Raw genomic sequence first — 15,947 nt, forward strand, 5'->3', positions numbered from 1 at the left:
GACTGGCTGCGCAGCATCGAGCGGAAGACTCCGGAGATGCCCGAAATCGCACCCACGCCGTGTCCTTCTGTCCCCGCAAGGCCAGCCGAGTAGAATCCATGCAGGATCCGCCCTCGCACAGGAGCCATGCAGATGAACCAGCCCGACACGCTTGCCCGCACCCCCAAGTCGGTCCTGCTCGATGCGATCGAGGCCCAGCCCGAAGATGCCAGCTACGAGGAAATCCTGCGGGAACTGGCCTTCGAGCGGATGCTCGAACGCGGCCTCTCCGATGTGCGCGCGGGACGCACGGTCGGCCATGCTGAGGTGCTGGAGAGAATCCGTTCGTGGCGAAGCTGAACTGGTCGGCTGAGGCGCTGGCATGGCTGGAGGATATCCATGGCCATATTGCAGTGGACAATCCCGCCGCGGCAATCAAGGTGGTGGACGGCATTGTCCAGCGCGCCGAGCAACTGCAGCAGTTCCCCGACATGGGCTCGCGCCTGCGCGCGGAGGCCGAAGGCGAGATTCGCATGCTCCTCTATGGGCACTACCGCATCGCCTACCTGCACGCCGTGGATGACGACACACTGCATATCCTCGGCGTCTTCCATGGCGCCCTCGATATCGACCGTTACGTCCCCTGACCACCGGGTCCTCCGATGCTCAAGATCGACATCCACGCCCATATCCTGCCGCGCGACTGGCCGGACCTGGCGGCGAAGTACGGCGAGATGCGCTTCCCGGTGATCCACCACACCGAGGATGGCCGCCACCGCATCTACAAGGACGGCCGCTTCTTCCGCGAGATCTGGTCGCGGACCTGGGATCCGCAGGAACGCATCGACGACTACGCGCGTTTCGGCGTGCAGGTCCAGGTCATCAGCACGGTGCCGGTGATGTTCAGCTACTGGGCACGACCGCAGCATGCGCTGGAACTGCACCAGTCGCTCAACGACCACATGGCCGCCATCGTGGCAGACCATCCTCGGCACTACGCCGGCATCGGCACGGTGCCGCTGCAATCGCCGAGGCTGGCGGTGCAGGAGCTGGAGCGCTGCGTCGACGAGCTCGGGCTCCAGGGCGTGCAGATCGGCAGCCACGTCGGTGACTGGAACCTCGACGCACCGGAGCTGTTCCCGTTCTTCGAGGCCGCCGCGGACCTGGGCGCGGCGATCCTCGTGCATCCCTGGGACATGATGGGCAGCGAATCGATGCCCAGGTACTGGCTGCCGTGGCTGGTCGGCATGCCGGCCGAGCAGTCGCGCGCGGCCTGTTGCCTGATCTTCGGCGGCGTGCTGCAGCGCCTGCCGAAACTGAAGGTCTGCCTGGCCCATGGCGGCGGCAGCTTCCCCTACACCATCGGCCGCATCGAGCACGGCTTCAACATGCGCCCGGACCTGGTCGCGACCGACAATCCGCACAATCCGCGCGACTACCTCAAGCGGCTGTACTTCGATTCCTGGGTCGCCGACCCGCGCGCGCTCGAGTACCTGCTCGACACCTGCGGCGTCGACCGGGTGATGCTCGGCACCGACTATCCCTTCCCGCTTGGCGAACAACATCCGGGCGCCGGCATCGAGGCGATCGCGCTCGACGATGCCGCACGCGCCCGCATCTACCACGGCACCGCGCTGGAGTGGCTGGGCCTGCCCGCCTCGCGCTTCGCGTGATGCCGTGCCACGGCAGGCGCGCCGCGGGCGTCCGCACCATGGACAATGGCACCGTGGCGGGCATCCCAGCGCGTCGCGATGCCCGCCACAGCGCGCAATGACGAGTACCCGAATGACCGACCCGCTTTCCGACCTGTTCTCCGATGACCATGCGCGGCAGCAGGACGCCGCCGACCCGCTGCGCGCGTTCCGCGACGCGTTCCTGATCCCGCGCTTCGGCGACGTGGAGCAGGCCTACTTCGTCGGCAACTCGCTGGGCCTGCAGCCGCGCGGCGCCCGCGCCCAGGTCGAGGACGTGCTCGACAAGTGGGCGATGGAAGCCGTCGAGGGCCATTTCCGCGGCAATTCGCAGTGGATGACCTACCACGCCCTGGTCGGCGAACAGCTCGCCGAGGTGGTCGGCGCCGAACCGTCGGAAGTGGTGGCGATGAACTCGCTGACCGCCAACCTGCACCTGCTGATGGTCAGCTTCTACCGGCCCACGCGCGAACGCCCGGCGATCCTGATGGAGGCCGGTGCGTTTCCGTCGGACCGCTACGCCCTCGAATCGCAGCTGCGCTTCCACGGTTTCGACCCGGCGACCGACCTGATCGAGCTCGAACCCGACGCGCCCGGCGGGCTGTTCTCGATGGCGGCGATCGAGGCCGCGATCGCCATGCACGGCCCGCGCCTGGCGCTGGTGCTGTGGCCCGGCGTGCAGTACCGCACCGGCCAGGCGTTCGATCTGGCCGAGATCACCCGGCTCGGCCATGCCGCCGGTGCAGTGGTCGGCTTCGACCTGGCGCACGCGGCCGGCAACCTGCCGCTGCGACTGCACGACAGCGGCGCCGATTTCGCGGTCTGGTGCCACTACAAGTACCTCAACGCGGGGCCGGGTGCGGTGGCCGGCGCGTTCGTGCACGCGCGCCACGCGCATACCGACCGCCCGCGCTTCGCCGGCTGGTGGGGCCACGACGCGGCCACGCGCTTCCAGATGGGCCCGCACTTCCAGCCCACGCCCGGCGCCGAGGGCTGGCAGCTGAGCAATCCGCCGATCCTCGGCCTCGCGCCGCTGCGCGCCTCGCTGGACCTGTTCGCGCAGGCGGGCATGCCGGCGCTGCGGCGCAAGTCGGAAATCCTGACCGGCTATCTCGAAACGCTGATCCATGCGCAGCTGGACGACGTGCTCGACATCGTCACCCCGGACGAACCGGCACGCCGCGGCGCCCAGCTGTCGCTGCGCGTGCGCGGCGGCCGCGAGCAGGGCCGTGCGCTGTTCGAGTCGCTGGCCGCGCAGGGCGTGCTCGGCGACTGGCGCGAGCCCGACGTGATCCGCATCTCGCCGGCGCCGCTGTACAACACCCATGCCGACATCCTGCGCTTCGTCCGCGCGGTCCTGCACTGGCGGCAGGCATGAATCCCGCGTCCGAAGCCTTCGGCGGGGCGCCGCGCTGATGGCCACGCGCCACGTCACGATCATCGGCGCCGGCCTGGCCGGCGCGCTGCAGGCGATCCTGCTGGCCCAGCGCGGCTGGCAGGTCGACGTGTTCGAACGCCGCGGCGACCCGCGCCGGTTCGGCTATGCCGGCGGGCGCTCGATCAACCTCGCGCTGGCCGAGCGCGGGCTGCATGCGCTGCGCCAGGCCGGTGTCGACGGCAACGTGCTGCAGCAGGCGGTGATGATGCGCGGCCGCATGGTGCATCCGCTCGGCGGCGAACCGCAGTTGCAGCGCTACGGGCGCGACGACAGCGAGGTGATCTGGTCGATCAACCGCGGCGACCTCAACGTGGTGATGCTCGACGCCGCCGAGGCCGCCGGCGTGCGCCTGCATTTCGACCGCCGGCTGGACCGCGTGGACTTCGCCGCGTCCACCCTCTGGCTGCGCGGCGACCTGGCCGAACACGAGCACCGCTTCGCGCTGCTGATCGGCGCCGACGGCGCGGGCTCGACGCTGCGCGCGCAGATGCTGCAGCGCGCCGACCTCGGTGAGCGCACCGACTGGCTCGACCATGGCTACAAGGAGCTGGAGATCCCGCCCGGCTACGACGGCGGGTTCCAGATCGAACCCAATGCCCTGCACATCTGGCCGCGCGGCCACTACATGTGCATCGCCCTGCCCAACGACGAGCGCACCTTCACGGTGACGCTGTTCATGCCGCACGAAGGGCCGTATCCGAGCTTCGAAACCATCACCGAGGGCGCCCAGGCGCTGGCCTTCTTCCAGCGCGACTTCCCCGATGCAGTGCCGCTGATTCCCGACCTGGCCCGGGATTTCGACGACAACCCGGTCGGCCTGCTGGCCACGCTGTACCTCGAGCGCTGGCACCTCGGCGGGCAGGCGGTGCTGATCGGCGATGCCGCGCACGCCATGGTGCCGTTCCACGGCCAGGGCATGAACTGCGCGTTCGAGGACTGCGTGGCGCTGGCCAACCACCTGTGCGCGGGCGGCGACAGCGCGGCCGCATTCGCCGCCTTCGAGGCCGAGCGCAAGCCCAACGCCCGCGCGATCCAGCAGATGGCGCTGGAGAACTACCACGAGATGCGCGACCGGGTCGACGATCCGGACTACCTGCTGCAGCGCGCGCTGGAACTGCAGCTGCAGGCGCGCCATCCGGACCGCTTCATCCCGCACTACGCGATGGTGACCTTCATGCGCATCCCCTATGCGACCGCCCTGCATCGCAGCGAACTGCAGCGCGACATCCTGCAGCGCGCGACTGCCGGCATCGACACCCTCGACGCGGTCGACTGGGCGGCGCTGGATCGCGACGTCCTCGCCACGCTGGAACCGCTGGCGGAGGCGCGCGCGTGAGCGATACGTTCCTGTTCTACGACCTCGAAACCTTCGGCGCCGACCCGCGGCGCACGCGCATCGCCCAGTTCGCGGCGATCCGCACCGATGCCGCGCTCAACGAGATCGAGGAACCGGTCGACCTGTTCGTGCGTCCGGCCGACGACCTGCTGCCCTCCCCGGTCGCCACCCTGATCACCGGCATCACCCCGCAGGCCGCGCTGCGTGACGGCATCACCGAGGCCGACGCGTTCTCGCGCATCGTCGACGAGATGGCCCGGCCGAAAACCTGCACGCTGGGCTACAACTCGCTGCGCTTCGACGACGAATTCATCCGCTTCGGCCTGTTCCGCAATTTCCACGATCCCTACGAGCGCGAATGGCGCGGCGGCAATTCGCGCTGGGACCTGCTCGACGTGATGCGGCTGGCGCACGCCCTGCGTCCCGACGGCCTGGTCTGGCCGCAACGCGAGGACGGCGCGACCTCGTTCAAGCTCGAGCACCTGGCCGAGGCCAACGGCGTGCGCCAGGGCGACGCCCACGAGGCACTGTCGGACGTGCGCGCACTGATCGGCATCGCCCGCCTGTTCCGCAATGCCCAGCCGCGGCTGTGGGACTACACCGCGAAGCTGCGCGACAAGCGCCACGCGTCGTCGATGCTCGACACCGTCGCGATGACGCCGGTGCTGCATGTCTCGCAGCGCTATCCGGCCGCGCGCCTGTGCGCCGCGCCGGTGCTGCCGCTGGCGCGGCACCCGAAGATCGACAGCCGCGTGATCGTGTTCGACCTGGACGAGGACCCCGACGCCCTGCTCGACCTCGACGCCGACGCGATCGCCGCGCGCCTGTTCGTGCGCAGCCAGGACCTGCCCGAGGGCGTGCGCCGGGTGCCGTTGAAGGAAGTGCACAGCAACCGCTGTCCGGCGCTGGTCGCCTGGGACCACCTGCGCGAGGCCGACCTGCAGCGCCTGTCGATCGATTCCGTCGCGACCGAGGCCCGCGCAGCGCGCCTGCGCGCCGCGGGACCGGCGCTGGCCGAGAAAATCCGCCGCGTCTACGCGCTGGAACGCGAGTACGCACCGTCCGATGTCGACGGCTCGCTGTACGACGGCTTCATCGGCGACGGCGACCGCCGGCGCTGCGCCCAGGTCCGCGCGACCGCGCCGGCGCAGCTGGGCACGCGCGATTTCGGTTTCGCCGACCCACGCCTGCCCGAACTGCTGTTCCGCTACCGCGCGCGCAACTGGCCCGACACGCTGACGCCAGACGAGCGCACGCGCTGGGACGACTACCGACGCGCGCGCCTGGCGCCGGGCACCACGCTGTCCGAGCTGGGCCTGGACGACTATTTCACGCAGATCGCGGCCTTGCGCCTCGACAATCCCGACGACCTCCACAAACGCGCGCTGCTCGACGCCCTCGGCGACTGGGGCCGCGACCTGCAGGCGCAGCTGACCGCCCCGACAACCGAATGACCACCTATTTCAGCGACAAGAGCTTCAAATTCCTGCGCGGGCTGGCCCGCAACAACGACAAGACCTGGTTCGCCGCGCACAAGGCCGACTACGAAGCACACGTGCGCCAGCCGTTCCTGCAACTGATCACCGACCTGCAGCCCGACCTCGCGGCTGTCAGCGGACACTTCCGCGCCGACCCACGCACCCAGGGCGGCTCGCTGTTCCGCATCTACCGCGACGCGCGCTTCTCCAACGACAAGTCGCCGTACAAGTCCTGGCAGGGCGCGCGGCTGTTCCACGAACGGCGCCGCGAGGTGCCGGCGCCCTCGTTCTACGTCCACCTGCAACCGGGCGAAAGTTTCGTCGGCGCCGGGGTGTGGCATCCCGAACCGCCGACCCAGCGCCGGATCCGCCAGTTCATCGTCGACAACCCCGGCAGCTGGAAGGCCGCCGCGCACGACCCGAAACTGCGCCGCCGCTTCGAGTTCGAGACCAGCGAGATGCTGGTGCGCCCGCCGCGCGGCTTCCCGGCCGACTTCGAGTACATCGACGACCTCAAGCACAGGAACTGGGTGTTCTGGCGCACGCTCGGCGACGACACGATGACCGGGCCGCGACTGCGGCAGACCATCGCGAAAGACCTCGCAACGCTGGGCCCGTTCGTCGACTACCTGTGCGCGGCGCTGGATCTGGAATTCTGAGTTCGGATTCCTGACGACCGCAACAGGCCTGCTAGCCGTGCGCAGGCTTCGGGAACAGCGCCACCCCGGACAGCCCTTCGAAACGGGCATCGCAGGTCAGCAATTCCGCCCCCTGGTGTCGCGCTGTCGCATAGACGATGGCATCGGCGGCCGCCAGCTTGTGCTCGCGATGCAGGTCCGCGGCAAGCATCGACCACGCGCGGCGGCACTGCCATCAATAGCGATCCTCGCGGTCGCGGTAACCGTCGGTGCGCGCGCCCTTGGCGATGCCCGCCAGCTGATCCAGTTCCGGTACCGGGATCACCAGCACGCCCTTGCCCTTCGGAATGCACACGAACTTCTGGCCGGCCTGCCAATGCTGCGCCTCGCGCACCGCCTTGGGCACGGAGATCTGGAACTTGCTGGACAAGGTGGCGGTTGCGGTCATTCCGTACCTTCATGGCATCGATCGATGATTCGTAAGAACACGCAGTCCTTCCAATGAGACCAGCCATTGCGCGGGTCGGCCCGTCCTGGCGCTTCACACGAGTGGCGGGTCGGGCCCCACCCTGCCTGGGCCCGCGTCGACCGTTCCCCACCGCGCCCGACCGCCGGTCACTTTCCGCAACCGCCGCGCGGGCCGGCTTGCGATGTTGGCGCCTCGACAACTCCGAGGTGCGCCATGTCCCGCCCCAGTTCCAGTTTCACAAGCGGCCTGATCGACCTGTTTCTCGCCCCTGTCTCGCTGTTCGAGGCACTGCCCACGCGCCGCTTCTGGGGCTGGGGTGCGTTCCTGCTGACCAGCGCGATCACGGTCGTGGCGCTGTACGTGTTCATCACGCCGATGTCGCCCGAGTGGATCGTCGAGCAGCAGGTCCAGCAGATGGGCGCGCGTATGTCCGGGCAGGAACTGGCCCAGGTCCGGCCGCAACTGCTGGCGATGGCGCCGTACACGGCACCGATCAGCGCGATCGGTGGTGTCTTCGCGAGCGGCCTGCTGGTCGTGCTGCTGGGCTCGGTGTACATGCTGCTCGAACGGCTGGCGACCCGCGGGCCGCGGCACGGCTGGGGCCAGTGGCTGCGGTTCACGGTCTGGACCCAGTTGCCGCAGGTGCTCTACGCGCTCGGCCTGATCGCACTTGCACTGCTCGCGCAGGCGCCCGACCAGCCGCTGACGCAGCTGGGCTACGCCTCGCTCAACGGCCTCGTGCTCGACCTGCCGCCGGGCCACCGCTGGGCCAACTGGGCCTCGAACCTGGGCCTGTTCCAGCTGTGGTCGATCGTGCTGGCGGCGGTGGGCATCCGCGTGTGGACGCAGGCCTCGTGGGCACGCGCCGCCGCGCTGGCCGCGCTGCCGTGGATCCTGGTGTTCGGCGTCTGGGCGCTGTTCGTATGAAGAGGAAACTGGTCCTGGCGCTGTGCCTGCTCGGCGGCATCGCGATGCTGGTCGCGCTGTCGTCCGGGCGCGGCGGGCGGGCGCCGGAGGTCACCGTCGCCACGGCCGCGCAGGGACCGCTGGCCGACACCACCCTGGCCTCGGGCAACCTGGTGTTCGAGACCCAGATCCAGCTGCGTCCGGAAGTCAGCGGCCGGGTCGCCGAGGTGCTGGTGGAGGAAGGCGACGAGATCGAACAGGGCCAGCTGCTGCTGTTCCTCGACCGCGAGACCTTCGCCGCGAACCTCGCCAGCGCCAATGCCGGCGTCGAGGCGGCGCAGCTGTCGATCCGGCGCCTGCGAGAGGCCGACGCCGACCTGCGCCGCCAGGTGGAACGCCAGCGCGGCCTGCTCGACCGGCAACTGGTCAGCCGCGACATGGTCGACCAGCTGCGCAGCCGCCAGCAGATGTCGGCGCTGCAGGTCGGCGAGGCGCAGCAGGCGCTGGCCCAGCAGCTGGCGCTGCGCGACCAGGCCGCCGACCAGCTGCGCCGCAGCGAGTTCCGCGCGCCGATCGCCGGGCGGATCATCTCGGTCGACATCAAGCCCGGCGAGACCGTGATCGCCGGTACCACCAATATCGTCGGCTCGGACCTGATGACCCTGGCCGACACCAGCGCCCTGCTCGCCGAACTGCGCGTGGACGAGGCCGACATCGCCCGGATCCGCCCGGGCCAGGCGGTCGAGGTGTTCGCGGCCGCGCGTCCGGAGGCCGCGATTCCCGGACGCGTGGTTCACATCGGCTCGTCGGCGCGCAAGATCGGCACCAGCGAAGGCCTCGCGTTCCGTGTGCGCGTGCTGCTGGACGGCGGCGGCGAGGACCTGTCGCCGGGCATGAGCTGTCGCGCCGAGATCGTCACCACGCAGGGCGGCGACACCCTCAAGGTGCCGGTCGCCGCCCTGCGCCGCGACGCCGGCGGCGCCTTCGTCTGGCGGCTGGCCGACGACGGCACGGTGCGGCGCACGGCGGTGACGCCGGGACTGTCGAACGACATCGAGCAGGCGATCGAATCCGGCCTCGACGCCGGCCAGCGCGTGGTCACCGGACCGGGCCGGATGCTGGCGCAGCTGAGCGACGGGCAGCGTGTCGCGACCGCCGACGGCGCGGCGGATACGGCCGATGCAGCACCGGCGCCGACACAGGAGCCGGCACCATGACCGCCACGCCGGTGATCGAACTGCACGGCATCGCCAAGCGCTACCGTATCGGCGACGGCTGGTTCACCGCGCTCGCCGACCTGTCGCTGCGCATCGACGAGAACGAATACGTCGCCATCGTCGGTCCGTCCGGTTCCGGCAAGTCGACGCTGATGAACCTGCTCGGCTGCCTCGACGTGCCCGATGCCGGCCGCTACCTGCTGCACGGCCGCGACGTGGCCGGCCTCGACGAGGACCAGCTCGCGGTCGCGCGCAACCGCGCGATCGGCTTCATCTTCCAGAGCTTCAACCTGCTGCCGCGCGCCAGCGTGCTGGCCAACGTGATGCAGCCGCTGGTGTACCGGCGCATGGCCGGCGCCGAGCGCCGGCGGCGCGCGCTGGAAGCGCTGCGGCGTGTCGGCCTGGCCGACAAGCTCGACAACCTGCCCGGCCAGCTGTCCGGCGGCCAGCGCCAGCGCGTCGCCATCGCCCGCGCGCTGGTCACGCGGCCGCGCATCCTGCTCGGCGACGAGCCCACCGGCAACCTCGACAGCACCACCACGGCCGGGATCATGCGGTTGTTCGACCAGCTGCATGCCGAGGGCCAGACCATCATCCTGGTGACCCACGAAGCGGAGATTGCCGACCATTGCCAACGCAGCATCCGCTTGGTCGACGGCCGCATCGCCGAGGACCGCCGCCAGCCCGGACCGGAGGTGGCGCATGGCTGACCGCATCCTGCACGCGGACGAGGCCGACCTCTCCAGCGGCCTGGTGCACGCGGTGCTGGAGGGCAGCCGCGCCGCGTTCGCCGCGATCCGCGCCAACGCCCTGCGCAGCGCGCTGACCGCGCTGGGCATCATCATCGGCGTGGCCGCGGTGATCGCGGTCGTGGCGATCATGCAGGGCCTGAGCCGCAACATCGTTGCCCAGCTCGACGACCTCGGCAGCGACACGGTGACCCTGCGCGCCTGGACCTCGACCGAGCAGACCCTGCTCGGCACCGGCAACCGTATCGACTACAACGACTTCCTGGCGTTGCAGGGCCGGGTACCGGGCGTCCTCGACATGACCGCGCAGATGCAGGCCTACAGTTTCGGCAGCGGCGTCTCGCACGGCCGCAACACCACCCAGACCCAGGTCATCGGCACCGACAGCAGCTACCAGAACGTGGTCCGGGTGTATCCCGAGCGCGGGCGCTTTTTGACCGCCAGCGACGACGAGCGCCGGCGCCGGGTCGCGGTGCTTGGTGCCAGCGTGGTCGACAAGCTGGAGATCCCGGGCGACCCGATCGGCCAGTTCGTGCGCATCGGCAGCGAATGGTTCCGGGTGATCGGCGTGGCCGAGCGCCGCGGCAGCCTGTTCGGCATGGACCAGGACAACTACGTGATCGCGCCGTTCTCGACGATGCGCTCGCTCAACGGCGAACGGGTCGAACGCAACATCGAGATCATGTTCCGGCCCGCCGGCACCGAGCGGCTGCCCGCGATCCAGCAGCAGATGGGCCAGATCCTGCGCGCCCGCCACCGGGTGGCCGAAGGTGAACCCGACCCGTTCGAGTTCGTCACCGCCGAGCGCATCCGCGAACAGTTCGACGCGATCATCCGCGGCGTGACCCTGGTCGCCGGCGGCGTGGTCGGCATCAGCCTGATCGTCGGCGGCATCGGCATCATGAACATCATGCTGGTATCGGTGACCGAGCGGACCCGCGAGATCGGCATCGTCAAGGCGCTCGGGGCCACGCCACGCTTCATCCTGGTGCAGTTCCTGATCGAGGCGGTGGTGCTGTCGCTGTTCGGCGGGCTGGTCGGGCTGCTGCTCGGCTGGGGGCTGGCGGCGCTGCTGGCGCTGTTCATTCCGGGCATGAGCGGCGCCGCGGTGCCGGTCTGGGCGATGATGCTGGCACTGGGATTCACTTCGCTGATCGGTATCGTGTTCGGCCTCGCGCCGGCGGTGAAGGCGTCCCGGCTGCATCCCATCGACGCGCTGCGCTACGAATGACCGCCATGCCCGCTTCCCGACAGAGCTTCGCCGCGCAATGGCGCTGGCACGTGCGACACGCCAGCCGCGGCTACTGGATCGCGCAGGCCTTGTTCCTGTGCACGGTCTTCGGTCTATCTGCGTTGATGACGTTGGCACTCACGCAGTCCAGTGGCGCGCAGGCCCGCGAACCGGCGCACATGGTCTTCCGTTTTCTGACCGATGCTGGACTCCTGCTTCTGTTTACGCACGTGCTCATCCGCCCGCTGCTGCTGATGTTCTTCGTCCACCGGCGCCCGACCTGGCGAAGCCTGCTCGCCGGTCTCGGTCTGCTGTTCGTATACGGCTACATCAACCTGTTGGCCAGCTACCTGCTCGGCAAACTGATCACGCCGCGCGACGGCATCAACTTCGAGCAGATCCGCTTCCATGCCGGCGACAGCGCCTATGACTTCGATGTCGGCACCACACAGCTGATACTGCTCGGCGGCTTCAACCAGTTCACCATGCTGCTGCTGTGGTCGGTGCTGTACCTGGCCTGGAAGGAATTCGAGAGCCGGCGCCAGCTGCAGCGCCAGGTCCGCGATGCGCGGCTGCAACTGCTGACCGGCCAGCTCAGTCCGCATTTCCTGTTCAATGCGTTCAACACCATCCGCGGCATGATCTTCGAGGACCGCGAACGCGCGGCCGAGCTGGTGACGCAGCTCTCGGAGCTGTTCCGCTTCCATCTCAGCGCCGGGATCCGCACCGAGACCACGCTGGCCGAGGACTGGGAGATCGCCCGGCGCTATCTCGACCTGGAAGCGGTGCGGCTGGAATCGCGGCTGCGGCTGGAGGTCGACCTCGATCCGGCTCTGATGCCGCGCACGCTGCCGATCCTGACCCTGCTGACCCTGGTCGAGAACGCGATCAAGCACGGCATCGCGCCCAACCGCGATGGCGGACGGCTGTCGATCCGTGCGCAGGCGGCCGGTCGCGGCTGGACGCTGGAGGTCGAGAACAGCATCGGCCGCGGCGTGGCCGAGCATAGCGGCGGCCACGGCCTGGCCAACCTGCGCGAGCGCGTGAGCCTGGCCGGCGACGAGCGGGTCCGCCTGCACGTCGAGCACGACAGTGCGCGCTTCCTCGTGCGGCTGGAGCTGCCGCGATGATCCGCGCGCTGATCGTCGACGACGAACGCCTGGCGCGCACCGAACTGCGCCGGCTGCTCGGCGCGCATGCGGACGTGGAGATCGTCGGCGAGGCCGACAACGCCGCGACCGCGCTGCAGCAGGTCGCCGCGCTGTCGCCGGACGTGGTGTTCCTCGACATCCAGATGCCCGAAACCACCGGCCTGACCCTGGCCGCCGAACTCGCCGGACAGACGCGGTTCGTGTTCTGCACGGCCTACGACAGCTTCGCCATCGACGCCTTCGGGCTGAACGCCGTCGACTACCTGGTCAAGCCGGTGGTGCCCGAGCGGCTCGCCGGCACGCTCGAGCGCCTGCGCGCGCAGCCGTCGACCCGCAGCGTGCTGCCATACGACCACGGCCTGTTGCTGCGCTTCGGCGAGCAGGCGCGCATCGTCCGCCTGCGCGAGATCGACCGCTTCGAGAGCATCGGCAACCACGCACGCGTGCACTGCGCGCACGGCAAGAGCTGGCTGCAGAGTTCGCTGAACCGGATCGAGCAGCGGCTGGACCCGAACTACTTCTTCCGGGTCAGCCGCGCCGACATCCTGCGGCTCGACGCGATCGCCGCGATCGAGCCCGACGTCGGCACCGGCTCGCTCGCCACCCTGCCCGACGGCAGCCGGGTCGCGGTCAGCCGGCGCCAGGCGCAACTGCTGAAGCAGCGCATGGGGCAGATCTTCTGACCGGGGATTCCGATCCGCGGGAAACATCGTTGCGCCGTCTTCTTCGTCGTCTCCGCGCAGGCGGGGAAGACGGAGCCTCGGCTCCTGATATCCGGAGGACGTTGCACGATGAAGAAACGCCGCCGACGCGGGAGCGGCATCGCTTCCCCGACCCCGGACCAGCGCGCTCGCCCACCGGAAACCTCCGTTCAGCCTTCATCCCTTCGCCGCCCGGACAATCGGAGCACCTTCCTGCTCCACGCCGCCGATGAAGAAGCTCGCCTGGTCGTCCGCCATCGTCGCCGTCCTGCTGCTGGCCTACACCGCCGCAGGGCCCTTCCTGACGATCAACGCGATCCGCGCCGCGGTCCAGGCCGAGGATTCGCGGGCGCTGTCGAAGCAGGTCGATTTCCCGGCATTGCGCCAGAGCCTGCGCCTGCAGCTGGCCGACGCCATGGTGCGCGGGGCCGGCGCGGACGTGCAGTCGAGCCTGCTGGGCGCGATCGGCCTGCAACTGGCCGGCAGCGCGGTCGGCAGCGGCGTCGACCTGATGGTCAACCCGGTCGGCCTGAGCGCGCTGATGCGTGGGCGCCGGATCTGGAACCTGTCCACGGGCGCGCCGTTGCTCGACGACGGCGGTGACGCCACGCAGACGGACCTGCTGGCCGACGCCCGTTACCGCTACCACTCGCCGTCGCGCTTCACCGCCACCGTCCGCGACGACCGTGGCCGGCCGATCGTGTTCGTGCTCACCCGCAAGGGCATCGGCTGGAAGCTGTCCGACATCCGCTTGCCCACCTAGAATCCTCTCCCGCCCACAGGCGGGAGACACCAACGTCCCTCGCCCGCCTGCGGGAGAGGGGGGAACCGCCTGCAGCGCAGGCGGTGGGGTGAGGGCAAACGCGCCAGCGCACTCGCAGCAGCTGCCGCGATGCCAACCAACTGCCGCAGGACGGATCCCGACGCTTCATCGCCTCGATGCGGATGGCGGGTCGAGATCCGCCCTACTTCACCCACCAGCGCCTTGGCGGGTGGTACAGCAGCAGATACACGCCGACCACCCAGACCGACGCCGCGAGCCAGCCGGCGAGGATGTCGGAGGGGTAATGCACGCCCAGATAGACCCGCGACAGGCCCACCATCGGCACGAACACCGCCATCGCGATCAACGCAGGCCAGCGCCAGCGCGTCGGCCACAGCAGCAGGACGAGCACCAGCGCGAGCGTCATCGAGCCCATCGCGTGGCCGCTGGGAAAGCTGTAGGTCGTCTCGGGCGCGATCGAGTCCCACAGGTTCGGCCGGTCGCGGGCGAACAGCCGCTTGGTACCGAGGTTCAGCAGCGCCGAGCCGCCGAGCGCGGCGGCGGCGAACAGGCCCTTGCGGAAGCGCCGCGCGAGCAGCAGCCCGGCGACCAGCAGGATGTCGGCCGGGACCACGCCCCAGGCATAGCCGATCTCCGAGAAGAACAGGAAGACGCGGTCGAGCCCGTCGTGCGCCAGATCGTTGGCGAACAGCAGGACCGGATCGTCGAACGGGAACGCCTCGCCCTCGTGGACCTCGTCGGCGAGTTCCATGAAGCCCCACATCGGCAGCAGGACGCCGACGAACAGCAGCGCCAGCTTCCAGCCGTGCCGTCGCAGCAGCCCGCGGGCCTCGTCTGCGTCCTCGCCCTCCAGCGCCGGCGCACGACCGGTCGCCGCCGGCTCAGCCGGCATCCGCACCGCGCCCGTAGTGGCGATGCACGTAGTCGTCGACCAGCGCGACGAACTCGTGGGCGATGTTCTCGCCGCGCAGCGTCACCGCCTTCTCGCCGTCGATGAACACCGGTGCCGACGGCGCCTCGCCGGTGCCCGGCAGCGAGATGCCGATGTTGGCGTGGCGCGATTCGCCCGGGCCGTTGACCACGCAGCCCATCACCGCCAGCGTCATGTTCTCCGCGCCCGGATGGGTGATCTTCCATTCGGGCATCTTCTCGCGCACGTGGTCCTGGACGACGCCGGCCAGCTCCTGGAAGAACTCCGACGTGGTGCGGCCGCAGCCGGGACACGCGGTCACCATCGGCGTGAACGCGCGCAGGCCCATCGTCTGCAGCAGCTCCTGGGCGACGACGACCTCCTTGGTGCGCGGCGCGCCGGGCTCGGGCGTCAGCGAAATGCGGATGGTGTCGCCGATGCCTTCCTGCATCAGGATCGCCAGCGCGGCGCTGGAGGCGACCATGCCCTTGCTGCCGATGCCGGCCTCGGTCAGGCCCAGGTGCAGCGCGAAATCGCAGCGCGCCGACAGGTCCCGGTAGACCGCGACCAGCTCCTGCACGCCGCTGACCTTGGCCGACAGCACGATGCGGTCGCGGCCGAGCCCCAGTTCCACGGCACGCTCGGCGGAGTCGACCGCCGAGCGGATCAGCGCCTCGCGCAGCACCCGGCCGGCGTCCCAGGGCTCGGCGCGCGACGCGTTCTCGTCCATCAGCGTGGCGGCCAGCGACTGGTCCAGCGAGCCCCAGTTGGCGCCGATGCGCACCGGCTTGCCGTAGCGCATCGCGAACTCGATCAGCTGCGCGAACTGGGTGTCGCGCTTCTTGCCGAAACCGACGTTGCCCGGGTTGATGCGGTACTTGGCCAGCGCCTCGGCGCAGGCCGGCTCGCGCTCGAGCAGCTGGTGGCCGTTGTAGTGGAAGTCGCCGATGATCGGCACCTCGATGCCCTGCATCGCCAGCCGCTCGACGATCCGCGGCACCGCGGCGGCCGATTCGGGGTTGTTGACGGTGATGCGCACCAGCTCCGAGCCGGCGCGCCAGAGCTCGCCGACCTGCTTCGCGGTCGAGGCGACGTCGGCGGTGTCGGTATTGGTCATCGACTGCACCACCACCGGCGCGTCGCCGCCCAACGCGACGCCGCCCACCCGGACCTGGCGGGTCGCGCGGCGGGGCGCGGGACCGAACGCGGGCAGCGCGACCGGTTCGGACAGACAGGGCTGGAGCTGGGGCTGGGCGGACATGCGTGCAT

At 69.9% G+C, this 15,947-nt stretch carries 18 protein-coding genes; 14 read left to right on the forward strand and 4 right to left on the reverse strand.

The window, feature by feature from the left end; translation table 11 throughout:
• Positions 1-132: 132 nt before the first annotated feature.
• From LDO26_RS05290 to LDO26_RS05320, 7 genes are all read left to right on the forward strand, one after another.
• Complete coding sequence (locus LDO26_RS05290; protein ID WP_232130029.1) at positions 133-339, forward strand: hypothetical protein; 207 nt, start codon at positions 133-135, stop codon at positions 337-339.
• The gene (locus tag LDO26_RS05295) at positions 327-626 is read left to right on the forward strand and encodes a type II toxin-antitoxin system RelE/ParE family toxin (protein WP_232130030.1); all 300 of its coding nucleotides are present in this window, start codon (positions 327-329) and stop codon (positions 624-626) included. The genes LDO26_RS05290 and LDO26_RS05295 overlap by 13 nt, the downstream gene beginning before the upstream one ends.
• A gap of 15 nt (positions 627-641) precedes the next feature.
• Positions 642-1,652, forward strand: coding sequence for an amidohydrolase family protein (locus tag LDO26_RS05300; RefSeq protein ID WP_232130031.1), 1,011 nt, complete (start codon positions 642-644; stop codon positions 1,650-1,652).
• A 112-nt stretch (positions 1,653-1,764) separates the two neighbouring features.
• Positions 1,765-3,048 (forward strand): kynureninase, encoded by a 1,284-nt coding sequence (gene kynU / locus LDO26_RS05305; RefSeq protein ID WP_232130032.1) that lies wholly within the window; start codon positions 1,765-1,767, stop codon positions 3,046-3,048.
• Positions 3,049-3,085: 37 nt separating this feature from the next.
• Complete coding sequence (locus tag LDO26_RS05310) at positions 3,086-4,444, forward strand: FAD-dependent oxidoreductase (RefSeq protein WP_232130033.1); 1,359 nt, start codon at positions 3,086-3,088, stop codon at positions 4,442-4,444.
• Entirely contained in the window at positions 4,441-5,898 is a 1,458-nt protein-coding gene (gene sbcB / locus LDO26_RS05315; protein ID WP_232130034.1) for an exodeoxyribonuclease I, read from the forward strand. The genes LDO26_RS05310 and sbcB overlap by 4 nt, the downstream gene beginning before the upstream one ends.
• Entirely contained in the window at positions 5,895-6,581 is a 687-nt protein-coding gene (locus LDO26_RS05320; protein WP_232130035.1) for a DUF2461 domain-containing protein, read from the forward strand. The genes sbcB and LDO26_RS05320 overlap by 4 nt, the downstream gene beginning before the upstream one ends.
• Before the next feature lie 31 nt (positions 6,582-6,612).
• Here LDO26_RS05320 and LDO26_RS05325 read toward each other — a convergent pair whose 3' ends face one another.
• Complete coding sequence (locus tag LDO26_RS05325; RefSeq protein ID WP_232130036.1) at positions 6,613-6,771, reverse strand: PIN domain-containing protein; 159 nt, start codon at positions 6,769-6,771, stop codon at positions 6,613-6,615.
• Between the two features lie 24 nt (positions 6,772-6,795).
• The gene (locus LDO26_RS05330; RefSeq protein ID WP_232130037.1) at positions 6,796-7,008 is read right to left on the reverse strand and encodes an AbrB/MazE/SpoVT family DNA-binding domain-containing protein; all 213 of its coding nucleotides are present in this window, start codon (positions 7,006-7,008) and stop codon (positions 6,796-6,798) included.
• Between the two features lie 234 nt (positions 7,009-7,242).
• Here LDO26_RS05330 and LDO26_RS05335 point away from each other — a divergent pair, with 234 nt between their 5' ends.
• The 7 genes from LDO26_RS05335 to LDO26_RS05365 all read left to right on the forward strand — a co-directional run bounded on the left by LDO26_RS05335 (position 7,243) and on the right by LDO26_RS05365 (position 13,747).
• Positions 7,243-7,956: a YIP1 family protein gene (locus LDO26_RS05335; RefSeq protein ID WP_232130038.1), complete on the forward strand. Its 714-nt coding sequence runs from the start codon at positions 7,243-7,245 to the stop codon at positions 7,954-7,956.
• On the forward strand, positions 7,953-9,152 hold the full coding sequence (locus LDO26_RS05340) for an efflux RND transporter periplasmic adaptor subunit (protein WP_232130039.1): 1,200 nt from the start codon (positions 7,953-7,955) through the stop codon (positions 9,150-9,152). The genes LDO26_RS05335 and LDO26_RS05340 overlap by 4 nt, the downstream gene beginning before the upstream one ends.
• On the forward strand, positions 9,149-9,862 hold the full coding sequence (locus LDO26_RS05345) for an ABC transporter ATP-binding protein (protein WP_232130040.1): 714 nt from the start codon (positions 9,149-9,151) through the stop codon (positions 9,860-9,862). Before LDO26_RS05340 ends, LDO26_RS05345 begins: the two co-directional genes overlap by 4 nt.
• Positions 9,855-11,132 (forward strand): ABC transporter permease, encoded by a 1,278-nt coding sequence (locus LDO26_RS05350; RefSeq protein ID WP_232130041.1) that lies wholly within the window; start codon positions 9,855-9,857, stop codon positions 11,130-11,132. Before LDO26_RS05345 ends, LDO26_RS05350 begins: the two co-directional genes overlap by 8 nt.
• A gap of 5 nt (positions 11,133-11,137) precedes the next feature.
• Entirely contained in the window at positions 11,138-12,262 is a 1,125-nt protein-coding gene (locus LDO26_RS05355) for a sensor histidine kinase (RefSeq protein WP_232130042.1), read from the forward strand.
• The gene (locus LDO26_RS05360) at positions 12,259-12,966 is read left to right on the forward strand and encodes a LytR/AlgR family response regulator transcription factor (protein ID WP_232130043.1); all 708 of its coding nucleotides are present in this window, start codon (positions 12,259-12,261) and stop codon (positions 12,964-12,966) included. Before LDO26_RS05355 ends, LDO26_RS05360 begins: the two co-directional genes overlap by 4 nt.
• Before the next feature lie 247 nt (positions 12,967-13,213).
• On the forward strand, positions 13,214-13,747 hold the full coding sequence (locus tag LDO26_RS05365; protein ID WP_232130044.1) for a DUF2939 domain-containing protein: 534 nt from the start codon (positions 13,214-13,216) through the stop codon (positions 13,745-13,747).
• Positions 13,748-13,949: 202 nt separating this feature from the next.
• On the opposite strand, the gene LDO26_RS05370 is transcribed toward LDO26_RS05365, so the two are convergent.
• Positions 13,950-14,660, reverse strand: a complete 711-nt coding sequence (locus LDO26_RS05370) for a phosphatase PAP2 family protein (protein WP_232130045.1) — start codon at positions 14,658-14,660, stop codon at positions 13,950-13,952.
• Positions 14,650-15,939 carry a flavodoxin-dependent (E)-4-hydroxy-3-methylbut-2-enyl-diphosphate synthase gene (gene ispG, locus LDO26_RS05375; RefSeq protein ID WP_255682019.1) on the reverse strand — a complete coding sequence of 430 codons (1,290 nt, stop codon included), beginning with the start codon at positions 15,937-15,939 and terminating at the stop codon, positions 14,650-14,652. Before ispG ends, LDO26_RS05370 begins: the two co-directional genes overlap by 11 nt.
• Between the last annotated feature and the right edge of the window lie 8 nt (positions 15,940-15,947).

Source organism: Proluteimonas luteida (assembly GCF_021191695.1).
GTDB lineage: Bacteria > Pseudomonadota > Gammaproteobacteria > Xanthomonadales > Xanthomonadaceae > Luteimonas > Luteimonas luteida.

What these genes read in the sequence shown, in the direction of transcription:
- ispG (WP_255682019.1), bottom strand. Translation starts at nt 15,939, where the DNA reads ATGTCCGCCCAGCCCCAGCTCCAGCCCTGTCTGTCCGAACCGGTCGCG.
- LDO26_RS05345 (WP_232130040.1), top strand. Translation starts at nt 9,149, where the DNA reads ATGACCGCCACGCCGGTGATCGAACTGCACGGCATCGCCAAGCGCTAC.
- LDO26_RS05335 (WP_232130038.1), top strand. Translation starts at nt 7,243, where the DNA reads ATGTCCCGCCCCAGTTCCAGTTTCACAAGCGGCCTGATCGACCTGTTT.
- LDO26_RS05320 (WP_232130035.1), top strand. Translation starts at nt 5,895, where the DNA reads ATGACCACCTATTTCAGCGACAAGAGCTTCAAATTCCTGCGCGGGCTG.
- LDO26_RS05340 (WP_232130039.1), top strand. Translation starts at nt 7,953, where the DNA reads ATGAAGAGGAAACTGGTCCTGGCGCTGTGCCTGCTCGGCGGCATCGCG.
- LDO26_RS05355 (WP_232130042.1), top strand. Translation starts at nt 11,138, where the DNA reads ATGCCCGCTTCCCGACAGAGCTTCGCCGCGCAATGGCGCTGGCACGTG.
- LDO26_RS05290 (WP_232130029.1), top strand. Translation starts at nt 133, where the DNA reads ATGAACCAGCCCGACACGCTTGCCCGCACCCCCAAGTCGGTCCTGCTC.
- LDO26_RS05360 (WP_232130043.1), top strand. Translation starts at nt 12,259, where the DNA reads ATGATCCGCGCGCTGATCGTCGACGACGAACGCCTGGCGCGCACCGAA.
- LDO26_RS05330 (WP_232130037.1), bottom strand. Translation starts at nt 7,008, where the DNA reads ATGACCGCAACCGCCACCTTGTCCAGCAAGTTCCAGATCTCCGTGCCC.
- LDO26_RS05310 (WP_232130033.1), top strand. Translation starts at nt 3,086, where the DNA reads ATGGCCACGCGCCACGTCACGATCATCGGCGCCGGCCTGGCCGGCGCG.
- LDO26_RS05350 (WP_232130041.1), top strand. Translation starts at nt 9,855, where the DNA reads ATGGCTGACCGCATCCTGCACGCGGACGAGGCCGACCTCTCCAGCGGC.
- LDO26_RS05365 (WP_232130044.1), top strand. Translation starts at nt 13,214, where the DNA reads ATGAAGAAGCTCGCCTGGTCGTCCGCCATCGTCGCCGTCCTGCTGCTG.
- kynU (WP_232130032.1), top strand. Translation starts at nt 1,765, where the DNA reads ATGACCGACCCGCTTTCCGACCTGTTCTCCGATGACCATGCGCGGCAG.
- LDO26_RS05300 (WP_232130031.1), top strand. Translation starts at nt 642, where the DNA reads ATGCTCAAGATCGACATCCACGCCCATATCCTGCCGCGCGACTGGCCG.
- LDO26_RS05370 (WP_232130045.1), bottom strand. Translation starts at nt 14,660, where the DNA reads ATGCCGGCTGAGCCGGCGGCGACCGGTCGTGCGCCGGCGCTGGAGGGC.
- LDO26_RS05325 (WP_232130036.1), bottom strand. Translation starts at nt 6,771, where the DNA reads ATGCTTGCCGCGGACCTGCATCGCGAGCACAAGCTGGCGGCCGCCGAT.